This is a genomic window from Streptomyces sp. NPDC048254 (genome assembly GCF_043201895.1).
Lineage (GTDB): Bacteria > Actinomycetota > Actinomycetes > Streptomycetales > Streptomycetaceae > Streptomyces.
On sequence record NZ_JBICZJ010000002.1, the window covers coordinates 688,514 to 706,961 of the forward strand.

15 protein-coding genes are annotated in these 18,448 nt (G+C 69.3%); 9 read left to right on the top strand and 6 right to left on the bottom strand.

Going from position 1 to position 18,448, the window contains the following annotated elements; genetic code table 11:
- Nucleotides 1-7: 7 nt before the first annotated feature.
- Genes ACGFZQ_RS08450 through ACGFZQ_RS08465 form a run of 4 tightly spaced genes read left to right on the top strand, consistent with a single transcriptional unit; the run spans nucleotide 8 to nucleotide 4,079 of the window.
- Nucleotides 8-934 (top strand): ABC transporter permease, encoded by a 927-nt coding sequence (locus ACGFZQ_RS08450; protein ID WP_393839682.1) that lies wholly within the window; start codon nucleotides 8-10, stop codon nucleotides 932-934.
- A complete protein-coding gene (locus tag ACGFZQ_RS08455; protein ID WP_393839683.1) occupies nucleotides 927-1,865 on the top strand; it encodes an ABC transporter permease in 939 nt (312 codons plus the stop codon). The genes ACGFZQ_RS08450 and ACGFZQ_RS08455 overlap by 8 nt, the downstream gene beginning before the upstream one ends.
- 11 nt (nucleotides 1,866-1,876) lie before the next feature.
- On the top strand, nucleotides 1,877-2,938 hold the full coding sequence (locus ACGFZQ_RS08460) for an ABC transporter ATP-binding protein (protein WP_393839684.1): 1,062 nt from the start codon (nucleotides 1,877-1,879) through the stop codon (nucleotides 2,936-2,938).
- Nucleotides 2,931-4,079 (top strand): dipeptide ABC transporter ATP-binding protein, encoded by a 1,149-nt coding sequence (locus tag ACGFZQ_RS08465; protein WP_351745672.1) that lies wholly within the window; start codon nucleotides 2,931-2,933, stop codon nucleotides 4,077-4,079. Before ACGFZQ_RS08460 ends, ACGFZQ_RS08465 begins: the two co-directional genes overlap by 8 nt.
- 102 nt (nucleotides 4,080-4,181) lie before the next feature.
- Here ACGFZQ_RS08465 and ACGFZQ_RS08470 read toward each other — a convergent pair whose 3' ends face one another.
- Genes ACGFZQ_RS08470 through ACGFZQ_RS08490 form a run of 5 tightly spaced genes read right to left on the bottom strand, consistent with a single transcriptional unit; the run spans nucleotide 4,182 to nucleotide 10,067 of the window.
- Nucleotides 4,182-5,174 carry an oligopeptide/dipeptide ABC transporter ATP-binding protein gene (locus tag ACGFZQ_RS08470; protein ID WP_393839685.1) on the bottom strand — a complete coding sequence of 331 codons (993 nt, stop codon included), beginning with the start codon at nucleotides 5,172-5,174 and terminating at the stop codon, nucleotides 4,182-4,184.
- Nucleotides 5,171-6,166 (bottom strand): ABC transporter ATP-binding protein, encoded by a 996-nt coding sequence (locus ACGFZQ_RS08475; RefSeq protein ID WP_393839686.1) that lies wholly within the window; start codon nucleotides 6,164-6,166, stop codon nucleotides 5,171-5,173. The genes ACGFZQ_RS08470 and ACGFZQ_RS08475 overlap by 4 nt, the downstream gene beginning before the upstream one ends.
- Entirely contained in the window at nucleotides 6,163-7,119 is a 957-nt protein-coding gene (locus tag ACGFZQ_RS08480) for an ABC transporter permease (RefSeq protein ID WP_393839687.1), read from the bottom strand. Before ACGFZQ_RS08480 ends, ACGFZQ_RS08475 begins: the two co-directional genes overlap by 4 nt.
- Nucleotides 7,116-8,192: an ABC transporter permease gene (locus ACGFZQ_RS08485; RefSeq protein WP_351745662.1), complete on the bottom strand. Its 1,077-nt coding sequence runs from the start codon at nucleotides 8,190-8,192 to the stop codon at nucleotides 7,116-7,118. Before ACGFZQ_RS08485 ends, ACGFZQ_RS08480 begins: the two co-directional genes overlap by 4 nt.
- Nucleotides 8,193-8,195: 3 nt before the next feature.
- A complete protein-coding gene (locus ACGFZQ_RS08490; protein ID WP_393839688.1) occupies nucleotides 8,196-10,067 on the bottom strand; it encodes an ABC transporter substrate-binding protein in 1,872 nt (623 codons plus the stop codon).
- Between the two features lie 431 nt (nucleotides 10,068-10,498).
- Between ACGFZQ_RS08490 and ACGFZQ_RS08495 the strand changes: the two genes are divergently transcribed.
- From ACGFZQ_RS08495 to ACGFZQ_RS08515, 5 genes are read left to right on the top strand one after another with little or no spacing between them, the layout of a single operon-like run.
- Nucleotides 10,499-12,130, top strand: coding sequence for an ABC transporter substrate-binding protein (locus ACGFZQ_RS08495; protein WP_393839689.1), 1,632 nt, complete (start codon nucleotides 10,499-10,501; stop codon nucleotides 12,128-12,130).
- 6 nt (nucleotides 12,131-12,136) lie between these two features.
- Entirely contained in the window at nucleotides 12,137-13,060 is a 924-nt protein-coding gene (locus tag ACGFZQ_RS08500) for an ABC transporter permease (protein WP_393839690.1), read from the top strand.
- Nucleotides 13,053-14,033 (top strand): ABC transporter permease, encoded by a 981-nt coding sequence (locus ACGFZQ_RS08505; protein WP_351745651.1) that lies wholly within the window; start codon nucleotides 13,053-13,055, stop codon nucleotides 14,031-14,033. The genes ACGFZQ_RS08500 and ACGFZQ_RS08505 overlap by 8 nt, the downstream gene beginning before the upstream one ends.
- Nucleotides 14,034-14,041: 8 nt before the next feature.
- Nucleotides 14,042-15,016 (top strand): ABC transporter ATP-binding protein, encoded by a 975-nt coding sequence (locus ACGFZQ_RS08510; protein WP_393839878.1) that lies wholly within the window; start codon nucleotides 14,042-14,044, stop codon nucleotides 15,014-15,016.
- Entirely contained in the window at nucleotides 15,009-16,082 is a 1,074-nt protein-coding gene (locus tag ACGFZQ_RS08515) for an ABC transporter ATP-binding protein (protein ID WP_393839691.1), read from the top strand. The genes ACGFZQ_RS08510 and ACGFZQ_RS08515 overlap by 8 nt, the downstream gene beginning before the upstream one ends.
- Before the next feature lie 245 nt (nucleotides 16,083-16,327).
- On the opposite strand, the gene ACGFZQ_RS08520 is transcribed toward ACGFZQ_RS08515, so the two are convergent.
- Complete coding sequence (locus ACGFZQ_RS08520; RefSeq protein WP_393839692.1) at nucleotides 16,328-18,448, bottom strand: prolyl oligopeptidase family serine peptidase; 2,121 nt, start codon at nucleotides 18,446-18,448, stop codon at nucleotides 16,328-16,330.

Sequence of the window (18,448 nt, forward strand, 5' to 3'; positions counted from 1 at the left end):
AGTACCCATGGGCCGATACGTCGTGCGCCGCCTCCTGCAGGTGATCCCTGTGGTGATAGGCGTCACGTTCATCATCTTCTGCCTGGTGTTCGCTCTGCCCGGCGACCCCATCCAGGCACTGGCCGGCGACAAGCGCGCCGACCCCAACATCGCGGCGATCCTTCGCGCGCACTACCACCTCAACGAACCGCTCTACGAGCAGTACTGGCACTACATCAGCGGCGTTTTCACCGGTGACCTCGGCGAGACGTACAACGGACGTGCCATCTCGGAGATCGTCTCCGAGCGGTTCCCCGTCACCCTGAAGCTGGGTCTGACGTCGTTCGCCATCGAGGGTGTCATCGGCATCCTCGCGGGTATCTTCTCCGCCCTGAAGAAGGGCAAGTTCCTCGACAACGTCGTGCTGATCTCGACGCTCGTGCTGATCTCCATCCCGGTCTTCGTGCTCGGTAGCGTGCTTCAGCTGGAGTTCGGCGTGAACCTGAAGATCACGCCGGTCGCCGGTATCGAGAAGGGCTGGCCGCAGAGCTACATCCTGCCCGCCATCGTGCTCGCCTCGACCTCGATGGCCTACATCTCGCGCCTCGTGCGGACGAGCATGACGGAGTCGATCCGCGCGGACTACGTCCGTACCGCGATCGCCAAGGGTCTGCCGACCCGGCGGGTCATCGGCGTGCACGCGATGCGCAACTCCCTGATCCCCGTGGTCACCTTCCTGGGCTTCGACCTCGGCGCTCTCATGGGTGGCGCGATCATCACCGAGCGTGTGTTCAACATGCCCGGTATCGGTGGTCAGCTGGCCCAGTCCCTCTATCTGCGCGAGCGGCCGGTCGTCGTCGGTCTGGTGACCCTGCTGGTCCTGATCTACCTGGTCGCCAACCTCCTCGTAGACCTGCTGTACGCCGTGCTCGACCCGAGGATCCGTTATGAGTGAGAAGACGATAGAGAGGCCCACCACCGACGAGGCCGCCATCGCCAAGGAGATCGAGGCCGAGGAGAAGGCCGCGGCTCGTCAGGCGAGCCTGCTCAAGGACGGCTGGGCGGATCTCCGCAAGCGGCCCATGTTCATCGTGACGGCCCTCATCATCGTGTGCCTGCTCGCCCTGGCGATCGCACCCAGCCTGTTCACCGGCCGCTCCCCGTTCTCGGACGGTTTCTGCCAGCTGCAGTACTCCATGAACGGACCGTCGTCGGGGCACCTGTTCGGCTACGACGTCCAGGGCTGTGACATCTACACGCGGACCGTGTACGGCACCCGCAACTCGATCGTCGTCGGTGTGGTGACGACCGTGGCCACCACCCTGATCGGCGGTCTGCTGGGCATGCTGTCCGGCCTGCTCGGCGGCTGGATCGACGCGCTGCTGTCCCGGATCACCGAGGTCTTCTCTGCGCTCCCGCTCCTCATCGGCGGCCTGCTGATCATGTCCATCTGGGGCGGCGGCGACGTGTGGTCGGTGTCGTTCATCATGGCGATCCTCGGCTGGCCCCAGGTCTTCCGGATCATGCGCGGCGAGGTCATCGGCAACAAGTACAACGACTACGTGATGGCCGCCCGTGCGTTGGGCGCCGACTCGCGGCGGATCGCGTTCCGGCACATCCTGCCGAACACGCTCGCCCCCGTCATCGTCATCACCACGATGAACCTCGGTGTCTACATCGCCGCCGAGGCCGCCCTGTCCTACCTGGGCATCGGCATCCAGTACCCGAACATCTCCTGGGGTGTCATGATCAGCGACGCCCAGGACAGGTTCCTGACCAACCCGCACGCGCTGCTGTTCCCGGCAGGTGCGCTGAGCATCACCGTGCTCGCGTTCATCGTGCTCGGCGACGTGGTCCGCGACGCCTTCGACCCCAAGACGCGCTGAGGGAGGCGTACGTGACCATCATCGACCCGACGGACGCCGTCCCGGCTCCCCGTCCCGGCGACCCGGAGCGAACCGGCCCGCTGCTCGAGGTGCGCGATCTGCACGTCGAGTTCCAGACCCGTGAGGGCGTGGTCCGCGCCGTCAACGGCGTCAACTACTCAGTGAACTCGGGGGAGACCCTCGCCGTGCTCGGCGAGTCCGGCTCCGGCAAGTCCGTGACCGCGCAGGCGATCATGGGCATCCTGGACATGCCGCCGGCCCGCATCCCCAAGGGGGAGATCCGCTTCTACGGCCAGGACATGCTCACCATGTCCAACGAGGAGCGGCGCAAGCTGCGCGGCGCCCGGATCGCGATGATCTTCCAGGACGCGCTCTCCGCGCTCAACCCCGTGCTCAGCGTGGGATACCAGCTCGGTGAGATGTTCCGCGTCCACCAGGGCATGTCCCGCAAGGCGGCCAAGGCCAAGGCCGTCGAGCTGATGGACCGGGTGAAGATCCCGGCCGCCGCGGCCCGGGTGAACGACTACCCGCACCAGTTCTCCGGCGGTATGCGCCAGCGCATCATGATCGCGATGGCGCTCGCCCTGGAGCCGGACCTGATCATCGCCGACGAGCCGACCACGGCCCTCGACGTGACGGTCCAGGCCCAGGTGATGGACCTGCTCGCGGAACTCCAGCGTGAGTACCAGATGGGCCTGATCCTCATCACCCACGACCTCGGTGTCGTGGCGGACGTGGCCGACAAGATCGCCGTGATGTACGCGGGCCGGATCGTGGAGACCGCGCCGGTGCACGAGCTGTACAAGCGGCCCGCGCACCCCTACACCCGGGGCCTGCTGGACTCGATCCCGCGCCTGGACCAGAAGGGCCAGGATCTCTACGCGATCAAGGGCCTGCCGCCCAACCTGCTCAAGGTGCCCAGCGGCTGTGCCTTCAACCCGCGTTGTGAGAGGGCGCAGGACATCTGCCGCACCGACCGTCCGGTGCTGGTCCCGGTGACCGAGCAGGACGGCACGGAACTGCCGGGCCGCGCCAGCGCGTGCCACTTCTGGAAGGAGACGATCCATGGCTGAGTCGACCAAGACCGACGAGTCGACGGACGCGACGCCGAACGTCTCCGACGTCGAGGTCGCGGACGTGCACACCGAGGACGAGGCGGTCGCCGCCCTGGAGTCTCCGGTGGACCGAGGCGAACCGATCCTGCAGGTGCGCAACCTCGTCAAGCACTTCCCGCTGACGCAGGGCATCCTCTTCAAGCGGCAGATCGGCGCGGTGAAGGCCGTCGACGGCGTCTCCTTCGACCTGTACCAGGGCGAGACCCTGGGCGTCGTGGGCGAGTCCGGCTGCGGCAAGTCGACGGTGGCCAAGCTCCTGATGAACCTGGAGCAGGCCACGGCCGGCGAGATCTTCTACAAGGGCCAGGACATCACCAGGCTCTCCGGCAAGGCCCTCAAGGCCGTCCGCCGGAACATCCAGATGATCTTCCAGGACCCGTACACCTCGCTCAACCCCCGGATGACGGTCGGCGACATCATCGGCGAGCCCTACGACATCCACCCCGAGGTGGCCCCGAAGGGCGACCGGCGCAAGCGGGTCAAGGACCTGCTGGACGTCGTGGGTCTCAACCCCGAGTACATCAACCGGTACCCGCACCAGTTCTCCGGCGGACAGCGGCAGCGCATCGGCATCGCGCGCGGCCTGGCGCTCAACCCGGAGGTCATCATCTGCGACGAGCCGGTCTCGGCCCTCGACGTGTCCGTCCAGGCACAGGTCATCAACCTGATGGAGGGGCTGCAGGACGAGTTCAACCTCTCCTACATCTTCATCGCCCACGACCTGTCGATCGTCCGGCACATCTCGGACCGGGTCGGGGTCATGTACCTCGGCAAGCTCGCCGAGATCGGCACGGACGAGCAGATCTACGAGCACCCGACGCACCCCTACACCCAGGCCCTGCTGTCGGCCGTGCCCGTGCCGGATCCGCAGGACCGGGAGCAGCGCGAGCGGATCATCCTCACCGGCGACGTGCCCTCTCCGGCCAACCCGCCGTCCGGCTGCCGCTTCCGCACCCGCTGCTGGAAGGCCCAGGACAAGTGCGCCGAGGAGGTTCCGCTGCTGGCGATCCCCGAGCGCTTCAAGACCTCGGACACCCCGGCGGCCCACGAGTCGGCCTGCCACTTCGCCGAGGAGAAGGACGTCGTCCACGCGGCCTGACGTCCCGGCACCACCACCACCGGTTCCCGGTACCTCCTTCAGGGGTACCGGGAACCGGCATGTCCCGAGGAGACGCTCCGGATGCCGGAGCGCCGGCCGGTCTCACGCCGTGATCCGGGCCCGGGCCCAGTGGCACGCCACCTGTGTGCCGCCCGCTCCGCCCAGCACCTCCAGGTCCTGGCCCCGGCAGGCGTCCGCGACGCCCGCCCGCTCCGCCTCCCCGCTCGCCAGGATCTGACAGCGGACGTGGAAACGGCAGCCCGCGGGGATGCGGGAGGGGTCGGGCGGCTCGCCGGTCAGCACCACGCGCTCACCCGGCGCCTCGGGCAGCACCGACAACAGCGCCTGGGTGTACGGGTGCCGGGGAGCCGTGAGGACCTGTTCGACCTCGCCCGTCTCCACGATCCGGCCCAGGTACATCACCGCGACCCGGTCGGCGATGTTCCAGGCCAGACCGAGGTCATGGGTGACCACCAGCGCGGCCAGGCCCAGCTCGGCGCGCAGCCGCAGCAGCAGCGCCAGGATCTCGCCGCGCACGGAGGCGTCGAGGGAGGCCACCGGCTCGTCGGCGACGATGAGTTCGGGTTCGAGGACCAGCGCGCCCGCGATGACCACGCGCTGGCGCTGCCCTCCGGACAGCTCGTGCGGGTAGCGCAGGAAGAAGCGTTCCGGTGGACGCAGTCCCGCGTGGCCGAGTGCCTCGGCGACCTTCGCCCGCTCGTTTCCCGTGAGGCCGTGGATCCGCAGCCCCTCGGCCACGGCGTCGTACACCGTGTGCCGGGGATTCAGCGAGCCCGTCGGATCCTGCAGCACCAGCTGCACCCGCCTGCGGTACGCCCGCAGCGCCCGCGAGGAGTACTCCAGGGGCTTCCCGGCGAACGAGATCCGTCCCGCGGTCGGCGTCACCAGGCCGAGCAGCGAGCGCGCCAGCGTCGTCTTGCCGCAGCCGGACTCGCCGACCAGCGCCACGATCTCCCCGGCCCGGATGTCCAGTTCGACGCCGTCCACGGCCCGGGCCCCCGGGGCGCCGTGGCGTCCGGGGAAGGCCACATGGAGCCCCTGGGCGCTGAGCAGCGGCGGGGGTGTCGTCGTCATGAGGCGCTCCTCGTGTCCTCGGCCGCGGCCGTCGCTCCGGGCGCCGCCGCCACGTGCACACAGGCGGCCCGGCGGCCCGGCTCGGCGTCCCGCAGCACCTGGTCCTGCGTGGCACACCGGTCCAGTGCCACCGGACAGCGCGGATGGAACGCGCAGCCCGGCGGCAGCGCGGACGGGTCGGGCGGGTCACCGGCCAGGCCGCGCGGGGCGAACCGGGAGGCGGGGTCGCCGATGCGCGGGAACGCCGCCGACAGCGCCCTGGCGTACGGGTGCCGGGCGTCCTCGTAGACCTGGCGGGCCGGGCCCTCCTCGACGGCACGGCCCGCGTACATCACCATGAGCCGGTCGCAGGTGTCGGCGAGCACCGCCAGGTCGTGGCTGATCATGATCAGGCCCACGTCCTGCTCCGCGACGAGCTGTTCGATCAGCCGCAGGATCTGCGCCTGGATCATCACGTCCAGGGCCGTGGTCGGCTCGTCCGCGATGATCAGCCGTGGGTCGCAGGCCAGCGCCATGGCGATCATCACCCGCTGGCGCTGCCCGCCGGAGAGCTCGTGCGGGTACGCGGAGGCGCGGGACGCCGGCAGCCCCACGTGGTCCAGCAGCTCGCCGGTCCGTCTGCGCGCCGCGGCCGCCGTCGCCCTGCGGTGCAGCAGGATCGGCTCGGCGATCTGGTCGCCTACGCGGTGCACCGGATTGAGCGAGTGCATCGCCCCCTGGAAGACGATCGAGGCGCCCGCCCAGCGCACCGCCCGTACCTGCCCCCAGCGCATGGCCAGCACGTCCTCGCCGTTCAGCACGACCTCCCCGGACACCCGCGTCCCGGCCGGCAGCAGCCTGAGCAGCGCGAGGGCCAGCGTGGACTTGCCGCAGCCCGACTCGCCCGCGATGCCGAGCTTCCGCCCCGCCGCCAGCGACAGGTCCACGCCCCGCACCGCGACCGCTCCGCCGGGGTAGGCCACCTCCAGGTTCCGGACCTCCAGCAGCGTCAACGGGCCACCCCCAGCCTGGGGTTGAGGACGGACTCCACCGCGCGCCCGCACAGCGTGAACGCCAGAGCGACCGCCGCGATCGCGATGCCCGGCGGCACCAGATACCACCAGTCCCCGGCGCTGACCGCCCCCGCCTCGCGCGCGTCCTGCAACAGCCCGCCCCACGAGATGACCGTCGGATCACCGAGGCCGAGGAAGGCCAGCGTCGCCTCGGCGAGGACCGACGAGGAGATCATCAGGGTGGTCTGGGCGAGGACCAGCGGCATCACGTTGGGCAGCACATGCCGGGTCATCACGTGCCAGTGGCCGCCGCCGAGCGCCCGGGCCCGTTCGATGTACGGCCGGGACTCCACCGCGAGCGTCTGCGCGCGCACCAGCCGGGCCGTCGTCGGCCAGGAGGTGACGCCGATGGCGAGGATCACCGTGCCCAGCGACCGGGACATCACGGTGGCCAGCGCGATGGCGAGCACCAGCGCCGGCATCACCAGGAACCAGTCCGTGATCCGCATCAGCACGGTCGCGTAGGCCCCCCGGAAGTGCCCGGAGGTGACGCCGACGACCGTACCGATCACGACCGACAGCACCGCCGCCAGCAGCCCGACCAGGAGCGAGATCCGCGACCCCCACACCACCAGGCCGAGCAGATCACGCCCGAACCGGTCGGTGCCCAGCGGGAACTCACCGCTCGGCGCCTCCAGCGGACCGCCCGGCGCGGTGGTCACCCCGGCCACGCCGGAGCCGACCGTCAGGGGCGCGGTCAGCGCCACCAGGGCGAACAGGACGAGCGCGGTCAGGCCGACCAGCCCGGCGCGGTGGGTGCGGTACTGCCGCCAGAACCGTACGGCGGAGCGGCGGCGGCGCTGCCAGGCCAGCGCGTGCGGTCCGGCGGCCTCGGGAGCCCCGGCCCCTGGGGCCCCGGTCTCCGGCGCCGGCGGGGTGGCCTCGGCCGTCATCGGCCCACCCGGGGGTCGAGCAGTGGATAGACCAGGTCGGCCAGAGTGTTCATGATGATCACCGCCGAGGCGAAGAAGAGGAACAGCCCCTGCACCAGGGGCAGGTCGGGCACGCTCAGGGCCTGGTAGAAGAGTCCGCCGAGGCCCGGCCAGGAGAAGACGGTCTCGACCAGGATGACGCCCGCGACGGTCCGGCCGAGGTTGACGAAGACCAGGGTGACCGTGGGCAGCAGCGCGTTCGGTACCGCGTGCCGGCGGCGCACCAGGTCGTCCCTCAGGCCCTTGGCGCGGGCGGTGGTGAGGTAGTCGCTGCCCATCTCGTCGAGCAGTGCCGAGCGGGTGACCAGCAGCGTCTGCCCGTACTCGACCGCGACGAGGGTGAGCACCGGCAGGACGAGATGGTGGGCGACGTCGAGGACGTAGGCGAAGCCCTCCTTGCCGCCCGTCTCCATGCCGCCGGTCGGGAACAGCCCGGGGACGGGGCCGAGGCCCACGCCGAACACGATGATCGCCAGCAGGCCGAGCCAGAACGACGGGACGGAGTACAGGACCAGCGCCAGGCCGGTGTTGAGCCGGTCGCCGAGCCGGCCGTGCCGCCATGCCGAACGGGTGCCGAGGAACATCCCGAGCGCGGTGTAGAGCACGAAGGCCGTGCCGGTCAGCAGCAGTGTGTTCGGCAGCGCCTCGCCGATCTTGTCGACGACCGGGGTGCGGAACTGGTACGACGTGCCCAGGTCGCCGGTGAGCGCCTTGCGGCAGTAGTCCGTGAACTGCTCCCACACCGGCAGGTCGAGTCCGAACTCCTTGCGGTACTCGGCCAGTTGCGCGGCCGAGACCGGCCGGCCGCCCGTCATGGTCTTGACCGGGTCGCCGGGGATCAGCCGGAAGAGGAAGAAGCCGGTGACGAGGACGGCGAGCAGCGAGACGGCGGCACCGCCCGCCTTGGCCGCCCCGTAGCGCAGATACGCGGCGGCCGTGCGCGCCCGCGGTCCGCGGGCCGCCGGACCGTCCGGAACCGGTACGGCGGCCGTGTCGGCCGACGCGGACACCGCGTCGCGAGCAGTCGGCTGCATGGGCTACTCGCGGTCGTCGGCGGTGGCGCGGCGGCGCCGCGCGAAGAACACTCCGGCGCCGGCGAGGACCACGACACCCGCGACGATCCCGGCGACGACCCCGGTCGAACTGCCCCCGGGGGAGCTTCCGGAGCCCGCCGGTACCGCCGACCACCAGCTCCAGTAGCCGTCCTGGCCGTAGATGTTGCCGGCGGCCTTGGGCATGGTCTCGATCGACTTGATCTGGTCGGTGCGGTAGGCCTCGACGGCGTTCGGGTACGCCATGACGTTCATGTACCCCAGGTCGTACAGCCGCGACTCCATCTGCTTCACGAGGGTGGCCCGTTCGGCGGAGTCGTACTCGGCGAGCTGCTTGGCGTACAGGTCGTCGTACGTCTTGTCGCAGACGAAGTTGTCGGTCGCGCCGGTGTCCTTCGGGGTGGCGGGCAGGGCGGCGCAGGTGTGGATGGACAGCACGTAGTCCGGGTCGGGGTTGACGGACCAGCCGTCGAAGGCCAGGTCGTACTTGCCCGCGAGCCATGGGTCGGTGACGTTGTCCAGGCAGTCGAGGGTCGTGCCGATGCCGAGGTCGGCCCACCACTCCTTGAGGTACTGGCCCACGGCCTTGTCGTTGGGGTCGGTGGCATGGCACAGGACGCGGTAGTTCAGCGGCTTGCCGTCCTTGCCGACCCGTTTGCCGTCGGCGTTCTTCTTGTAGCCGGCCTGGTCGAGGAGCTGGGCTGCCTTCGCGGGGTCGTAGGCGAGTTCCTGGCCGGCCGACGGCTTCCAGAAGTACGTGGAGAAGCGCGGCGGGAGATAGCCCTGGCCTTCGACCGCGTGCCCCTGGAACACCTTGTCGACGATGGTTTTCCGGTCGACGGCCAGGAACAGCGCGTGTCGCACCCGCTCGTCGAGCAGGGAGGGGTCGCCGTCGCCGAACTTCTGGCCGTTCTTCGCCTGTGCGCCCGGGTTGGTGGCGAGGGCGTAGAAGCGGCGGCCCGGGGCGTCGTTGACGTGGATGTCCTTCTGCCCGTGAAGGGAGGACGCCTGAGCGGGCGTCAGGGCGGGCGCGCCCGCGACGAAGGAGACCTCGCCCTTGCGCAGGGCGGCCACGGCGGCGTCCTGGTCCTTGTAGTACTTGAAGACCAGCTCGTCGAACTTGGGGGCGCCGCGCCAGAAGTCCTTGTTGGCCTTGAGCCGGACGTAGCTGTCCGCCTTGTAGTCGGTGAGGACGAACGGCCCGTCGCCGACGACGGGGAACTTGTCGTCGTTGTTGAACTTCGAGAAGTCCGAGACGTTCTTCCAGATGTGCTCGGGCACGATCGGCACGTCCAGGGCGGTCATCGTGGCCTGCGGTTTCTTCAGTTCGATGACCAGCTTGGTGGGGCTTGGGGCCGTCACTCTGCGGAAGTTGGTGACGAAGTTGCCGTTCGCGGTGGCGGCCGCCTGGTCCGTCATCAGCTTGTCGAACGTCCATGCCGCGTCTTCGGCGGTCACCTTCTGCCCGTCCGACCACTTCGCGTCGGAGCGGATCGTGTACGTCCAGGTGAGCTTGTCGGCGGACGCGGCCCACTTGGTGGCCAGACCGGGAATCGGGTGCGCGTCCCCGGGGTCGTAGTCGGTGAGGTACTCGTACATCAGCCGCTGGAGGCTGGAGCTGAGCAGACGCACCGCCAGGAAGGGGCTCAGCGAGTCGACGCTCTGGGCGACCGCGACAGTGAGCACCTTGTCGCCCTGGGCGGCCTCGGCCTGTTGGGGGGCCGGGTCGAGCGGGGTCGCGAGTAATGCCGAGACCGTCAGGGTGAGGGCGCCGGCGGCTGCCACGAGCCGGGGCGTACGGGGGCGTGGGCTTCTCGGGTGGGAACGACTTGCGCTGTGCTGGGCTTGTGGGCTCATGGATCGTGACCTCGCGTCATCGCTCGCACAGGGACGCTTGCTCGGACTTCAGGGCCGGGTTCTCGCCTGGTGACGCCAGTGGGGTGATGAGTGTGTCTATCAGCGGCTGTCTGGGTGCGTCAACGGCGCGTGGATCCAGTGTGGCCTGCGGAAAAGGCGAGTTGACGCCCCATCGGATCATTATTGGTCTAGACCGGCAAAAGGGGCCTGGTGGGACGCTGGCGCCGCCTGATGCCGGATGCGGCCGCCGTGAAACGTGCCTCGTCGTGGCGGGTGGACGCCCGGCGAAGGCGCCGCCAGCCGGATGGCGCCACTCCTCCGGGTGGGTTGTCCTGCGGATGGGTGCAGTGAATATGTGTTATGCGCCATTTCTGATGATATTGACCGGTAGCACATCATTCGCGGATCACCCTTCACGGAGGAGGCACGCCATGCGTTCAGCCACGCACGCCCGATGGGCGGCCTGCGCGGCGGTGACGGCGCTCGCCGCCACGGCCTGCGGGGGCGGCGGAGGCAGCGGCGGGGGCGGCGGCGACAGCGGCGTGCTCAGTTCCTCCTGGGGCGACCCGCAGAACCCCCTGGAGCCCGCCAACACCAACGAGGTACAGGGCGGCAAGGTCCTCGACATGATCTTCCGGGGCCTGAAGAAGTACGACCCGAAGACCGGCAAGGCCCAGGACATGCTCGCCCAGAAGATCGACACGAGCGACTCGCAGAACTACACGATCACCGTCAAGGACGGCTGGACCTTCTCCAACGGCGAGAAGGTGACCGCCCACTCCTTCGTCGACGCCTGGAACTACGGGGCGAGCCTCAAGAACAACCAGAAGAACGCCTACTTCTTCGGATACATCGAGGGATACGACAAGGTCCACCCCGACAGCGGCAGCCAGAGCACCGAGGCGCTCTCCGGTCTGAAGGTCGTCGACGACCAGACCTTCACCGTGAAGCTGAACCAGAAGTTCTCCAGTTTTCCCGACACCCTCGGCTACGCGGCCTTCGCCCCGCTGCCCCGGTCCTTCTTCACCGACCACGCGGGCTGGCTGAAGCAGCCGGTCGGCGACGGGCCGTACCGCATCGAGTCGTACACCAAGGGCTCGCAGATGGCCCTGAAGAAGTGGGACGGCTATCCCGGTGCCGACAAGGCGCAGAACGGCGGCGTGACCCTCAAGGTCTACACGGACAGCGACACCGCCTACACCGACCTCATCGCCGGCAACCTCGACCTCGTCGACGACGTCCCGGCCTCGCAGCTGAAGAACGTCAAGAACGACCTCGGCGACCGTTACATCAACACCCCGGCCGGCATCATCCAGACCCTCGCCTTCCCCTACTACGACAGCGCCTGGAACCAGAGCGGATCGGCGAAGGTCCGCACCGGGCTCTCCATGGCCATCAACCGCAAACAGATCACCGACACGATCTTCCAGAACACCCGCACCCCGGCCACCGACTGGACCTCGCCGGTGCTCGGCACGGCGGGCGGCTTCAAGGAGGGGCTGTGCGGGAGCGCCTGTGACTACGACCCGGCCCAGGCCAAGAAGCTCATCCAGGAGGGTGGTGGGCTGCCCGGCGGACAGTTCAAGATCACGTACAACGCCGACACCGGCTCGCACAGGATGTGGGTGGACGCCGTGTGCAACTCCATCAACAACGCGCTCGGCAACGACAAGGCGTGCGTCGGGAACCCGGTGGGCACCTTCGCCGACTTCCGCAACCAGATCGGCCGGCACAAGATGACCGGGCCGTTCCGCGCGGGCTGGCAGATGGACTACCCGCTCATCCAGAACTTCCTCCAGCCGCTCTACTACACCAACGCCTCCTCCAACGACGGCAAGTGGTCCGACAAGGACTTCGACAAGCTCGTCGACCAGGCCAACGCCGAGACCGACACCGCCAAGGCCGTCGGCACCTTCCAGAAGGCCGAGGAAGTCGTCCGCGACAACATGGCGGCCATTCCGCTCTGGTACCAGAACGGCAGCGCCGGCCACTCCGAGCGGCTCTCGAACGTGGCCCTCAATCCGTTCAGCGTCCCCGTGTACAACGAGATCAAGGTCAGCTGACGCGGCATGGGGCGCTATGTCGTCCGGCGGCTGCTCCAGATGATCCCGGTGTTCGTCGGAGCCACGCTGCTGATCTTCCTCATGGTCAACGTCATGGGCGACCCGATCGCCGGGCTGTGCGGAGAACGGGCCTGCGATCCGGCGACCGCCGCCCAGCTGAAGAAGGAGTTCGGACTCGACAAGCCGGTGTGGCAGCAATACCTCACCTACATGGGGAACGTCTTCACCGGGGACTTCGGTACGGCGTTCAACGGACAGCCGGTCACCGAGCTGATGTCCACCGCGTTCCCCGTCACCATCCGGCTGACGATCGTGGCCATCGTCTTCGAGGTCGTCATCGGCATCACCCTCGGCGTCCTCACCGGCCTGCGGCGCGGGCGGCCCGTCGACACCGGGGTGCTGCTGGCGACCCTGGTCGTCATCTCCGTACCGACCTTCGTCACCGGCCTGCTGCTCCAGCTCCTGCTCGGCGTGGAGTGGGGCTGGATCAAACCCTCCGTCTCCCCGGACGCCACCTTCGGCGAGCTGATCGTGCCGGGGCTGGTGCTCGCCTCCGTGTCGCTCGCCTATGTCACCCGGCTGACCCGTACCTCCATCGCCGAGAACAGACGGAGCGACTACGTCCGTACGGCCATTGCCAAAGGGCTGCCCAGGCGCCGGGTCATCGCACGGCACCTGCTGCGCAACTCCCTCATCCCCGTCGTCACCTTCATCGGCACCGACATCGGCGCCCTCATGGGCGGCGCCATCGTCACCGAGCGGATCTTCAACATCCACGGCGTCGGCTACCAGCTCTACCAGGGGATCCTGCGGCAGAACACCCAGACGGTCGTGGGCTTCGTGACGGTGCTGGTCCTGGTGTTCCTGGTGGCCAACCTGCTGGTGGACCTCCTCTACGCCGTACTCGACCCGAGGATCCGCTATGCCTGAGCAGCCGTTCGAGCCGGACCGGGCCATCGCGGGGACGGGCATGGGCGGGGCGATGGACCTGGCGGCGACCGAGGCGGAGACGCTGGAGCGGACACCCGGTGGACCGCTCGGCACCGGCCCGTCCGACAAGCCGCGCTCGCTCTGGTCCGACGCCTGGCGGGACCTGCGCCGCAACCCGGTCTTCATCGTCTCCGCCCTCGTCATCCTCTTCCTCGTCGTCATCTCCCTGTGGCCGTCCCTGATCGCCTCCGGCTCCCCCCTCAAGTGCGACCTCGCCAAGGCCCAGGAGGGCTCCCAGCCGGGCGCGCCCTTCGGGTACGACGGACAGGGCTGCAACGTCTACACACGGACCGTCTACGGGGCCCGTACGTCCGTCACGGTGGGCGTCTGCGCCACGCTCGGGGTCGCGATCCTCGGGTCGGTGCTCGGCGGGCTCGCCGGGTTCTTCGGCGGGTTCTGGGACTCGGTGCTGTCCAGGATCACCGACGTCTTCTTCGCGATCCCGGTCGTCCTCGGCGGTCTCGTCCTGCTCTCCGTGGTGACCAGCAACACGGTCTGGCCGGTCATCGGGTTCATGGTGCTGCTCGGCTGGCCGCAGATCTCCCGGATCGCCCGCGGCTCGGTGATCACCGCCAAACAGAACGACTACGTCCAGGCCGCCCGCGCGCTCGGCGCCTCCAACTCCCGGATCCTGCTGCGGCACATCGCGCCCAACGCGGTGGCCCCCGTGATCGTCGTGGCGACCATCGCGCTCGGCACCTACATCGCACTGGAGGCGACCCTGTCGTACCTCGGCGTCGGGCTGAAGCCGCCCAGCGTCTCCTGGGGCATCGACATCTCCGCCGCCTCGCCCTACATCCGCAACGCCCCGCACGCCCTGCTGTGGCCCTCCGGGGCCCTCGCGCTCACCGTCCTGGCCTTCATCATGCTCGGCGACGCGGTGCGCGACGCCCTCGACCCGAAGCTGAGGTGAGCGCCGCCGTGCTGCTCGAAGTGCGCGACCTGCACGTGGAGTTCCGCACCCGGGACGGGATCGCGAAGGCGGTCAACGGGGTCTCCTACGCGGTCGACGCCGGGGAGACGCTGGCCGTGCTGGGGGAGTCCGGATCCGGTAAGTCGGTCACGGCCCAGGCGGTGATGGGGATCCTGGACACGCCACCGGGGCGGATCGGCGGGGGCGAGATCCTCTTCCGGGGGCGGGATCTGCTGAAGCTCAGGGAAGAGGAGCGGCGGAAGATCAGGGGCGCCGAGATGGCCATGATCTTCCAGGACGCGCTGTCGGCGCTGAACCCGGTGCTGAGCGTGGGCGACCAGCTCGGCGAGATGTTCGTCGTGCACCGGGGGATGTCCAGGAAGGCCGCGCGGGCCAAGGCGGTCGAGCTGATGGACCGGGTGCGGATCCCGGGCGCCGCCCAGCGGGTGCGGGACTATCCGCACCAGTTCTCCGGGGGCATGCGCCAGCGCATCATGATCGCCATGGCGCTGGCCCTGGAACCGGCGCTCATCATCGCCGACGAGCCGACCACGGCGCTGGACGTGACCGTCCAGGCCCAGGTCATGGACCTGCTCGCGGAGTTGCAGCGCGAGTACCGCATGGGGCTGATCCTGATCACCCACGACCTGGGCGTGGTCGCGGACGTCGCCGACCGGATCGCCGTGATGTACGCGGGGCGGATCGTCGAGTCCGCGCCGGTGCACGACATCTACAAGGCGCCGGCGCATCCGTACACGCGCGGGCTCCTCGACTCCATCCCGCGCCTGGACCAGAAGGGGCAGGAGCTCTACGCCATCAAGGGCCTGCCGCCCAACCTCATGCACATCCCTCCGGGGTGCGCCTTCAACCCGCGCTGCCCCATGGCACAGGACGTGTGCCGCACCGACGAGCCACCGCTGTACGAGGTGGATCAGCACCGGGGCAGCGCCTGTCACTTCTGGAGGGAGTGCCTCAATGGTTGACGCGACGGTTGAGCCGATCCTGGAAGTGAGTGGACTGGTCAAGTACTACCCCTTGACGCGGGGCATCTTGATCAAGAAGCAGATCGGTGCGGTCAAGGCCGTTGACGGTGTCGACTTCGTGCTCAACAAAGGAGAGACCCTCGGCATCGTCGGGGAGTCCGGCTGCGGCAAGTCGACGGTTGCCAAGATGCTCGTCAATCTCGAGCGGCCGACGGCGGGGTCGATCAAGTACAAGGGCGAGGACATCACCAGGTTGAGCGGGCGGGCGCTGAGGGCCGTCCGCCGCAACATCCAGATGGTCTTCCAGGACCCGTACACCTCGCTCAACCCCCGGATGACCGTGGGCGACATCATCGGGGAACCGTACGAGATCCACCCCGAGGTGGCCCCGAAGGGCGACCGGCGCAAGCGGGTCAAGGACCTGCTGGACGTCGTGGGTCTCAACCCCGAGTACATCAACCGCTATCCGCACCAGTTCTCCGGCGGCCAGCGGCAGCGCATCGGCATCGCACGGGGGCTGGCGCTCCGCCCCGAGGTGATCGTCGCGGACGAGCCGGTGTCCGCGCTGGACGTCTCCGTCCAGGCCCAGGTGATCAACCTGCTCGACCGGCTCCAGAACGACTTCGACCTGTCGTACGTCTTCATCGCCCACGACCTGTCGATCGTGCGGCACATCTCGGACCGGGTCGGGGTGATGTACCTCGGGCGGATCGTGGAGATCGGCAAGGACGAGGAGATCTACGAGCACCCGACCCACCCCTACACCCAGGCCCTGCTCTCCGCGGTGCCGGTGCCGGATCCGGAGGCCCGGGAACACCGGGAGCGGATCATCCTGAGCGGGGACGTCCCGTCGCCGACGAACGTTCCGTCGGGGTGCCGATTCCGCACGCGGTGCTGGAAGGCGCGGGAGCGCTGCGCGATCGAGGTGCCAATGCTCGCGGTGCCCGACGTGTTCCGGCTGGTGCCGGGGCCGGCGGCCCATGACTCGGCGTGTCACTTCGCGGAGGAGAAGCGGGTGGTGCCGCCGGAGGGGCCGCCGGACGATCTTGCCGACGGGGGTGCATAAGGACATGAACCGGGGTCAATCGCGTTAACACACAGGCAACTTCGGCGACCCGGTCCCGATATACGGACGCGGCACTGTAATCAACGTACGGCCGTGCGGGTGCCGTAAACGGGCCGGGACGCGCCATGTCGTCCCGGCCCGTTGCCCCTTTTCGCGCCTAAACCGGCGCCGCTCTCGCGGACCTGGCTGGTGCTTCGTCGTGGTTCCTCACTTATGGGTTGCGGTGCTCGGTGGAGCGCTGTCGCTCAGTCCAGTCCCAGAGCGCGCCGGAGGAAGTCCAGCTGGAGCAGCAGCAGGTTCTCCGCCACCTGTTCCTGTGGGGTCATGTGGGTCACGCCCGACAGTGGCAGGACCTCGTGCGGGCGGCCCGCGGCCAGCAGGGCGCTGGACAGGCGCAGTGAGTGGGCCACCACCACGTTGTCGTCCGCCAGGCCGTGGATGATCATCATCGGGCGATGCGGTTCGGCCGCGTCGACCAGGCCCGTGTCGTCGATCACCGAGTTGCGGCGGTACACCTCCGGCTGCTCGCCCGGGTGGCCGATGTAGCGCTCCTGGTAGTGGGTGTCGTACAGGCGCAGGTCGGTCACCGGGGCGCCCACCACCGCCGCGTGGAAGACGTCCGGACGGCGCAGGGCGGCGAGCGCGGCGAGGTAGCCGCCGAAGGACCAACCGCGGACGGCCACCTTGGTCAGGTCGAGCGGGAAGTCCGCGGCGAGTGCCTGGAGGGCGTCGACCTGGTCCTGAAGGGCGATCGCCGCGATGTCGTCCTTGACGGACTTCTCCCAGGCCGGGGAGCGGCCGGGGGTGCCCCGCCCGTCCGCGACGACCACCGCGAAACCCTGGTCGGCGAACCACTGGGAGGTGAGGTGGGCGTTGTGCGCGGCGACCACGCGCTGGCCGTGCGGACCCCCGTAGGGATCGAGCAAAACCGGAAGGGGAGTGTCCCCGTGGTAGTCCCGTGGCATAAGCACGGCGCACGGAATTCGGCGTGCGCCCCCCTCGGTGAGCGTCACGCGCGGGGACAAACCGGGATCTTCGGCGTACGACGTGACAGTTGCCAGATGTTTTCCGTCACGCAGCACCTGGACGTGGGCGCCCGGCCGGTCCAGCGCGGCGGACACCAATACGGTCACGCCCCCGGCGCGCGCGGCGGTGTGCACGCCGGGCTCCTGGGACACGCGCTCCACGCCGAGTTCGTTGACGCGATAGACGTGTACCTCGCCGATTTCGGGGGACTCGGCCTCCTCGCCGGCGGACGCGGAAACCAGCACGTCATCGGCGGTCACGTCGAGAACCGCACGGATGTGCAACTGGGCGCCCGTGAGCGGCCGTTCACCCACCGCGAGCACCCGGGCGCCGCCCTCGTCCGCGATCCGGACCAGCTGTCCGGCGGGGCTCCAGCAGGGCACTCCACCGAACAGTTCAAGCCATGTTGGATCTTCGTCGGCGTGCACCATCCGGGTCGCCCCCGACCCCGGGTCCACGGCGAGGAACAGCTGGCTGCGCTGGTCGCGCGCCTGTACGAGCAGCAGCGGTGCACCCGCCTCTGACCAGTGCACACGCGCCAAGTAGGGGTAGCGTGCCCGGTCCCAGGAGACCTCCACGCGCCCCCCTTCGAGGTCGTAGGCGAACAGCCGTACGTCCGCGTTCTCGGTGCCCGCCGCCGGGTAGGCGACATGATGTGGCTCACGCTCGGGGTGGGCGGGGTCGGCGATCCACCACCGCTGTACCGGCGTGTCGTCCACCCGGGCCACGAGCAGCCGGTCGGACCGCGGCGACCACCAGAAGCCGCGCGAACGCCCCATCTCCTCGGCCGCGATGAACTCGGCCAGTCCATAGGTGACCTGTTCCGAGTCGGGCTCCGCCAGCGCCCGGTCGCCCGCGCCGTCGGCGCCCACGACCCGCAGGGCGCCCTCCGCGACGTACGCGACATGGCGGCCGTCGGGAGACGGGCGCGGGTCGATCACCGGTCCGGGGACCGTGAGTTCGCGTGTCGTGCCGGCCCTGAGCTCCGCCGTGAAAAGCCGCCCTGACAAGGCGAAAGACGCCAGCTCCAGGGTCGCGTCGGTGGCGTAGCCGACGATGCCGGCACCGCCCTCACGGCTGCGTTCGCGACGGGCCCGCTCCTGTGCCGAGAGGTGTTCGTCGGCGCCGCCGAGCAGGGTGCGCGGATCGGCCGCGAGGCGCTCCTCGCCGCTCGGCACATCGAGAATCCACAGGGAATTGGCCCGGTCCGTACCGGAACCGGAGCGCAGAAACGCCACGCGGGAGCCGTCGGGGGCCACGGTGAACGCGCGCGGCGCGCCGAGCGAGAAACGCTGGGTGCGGGCGTGCCGGCGGGGGAATGAGACAGCCTCGGTCTTCAT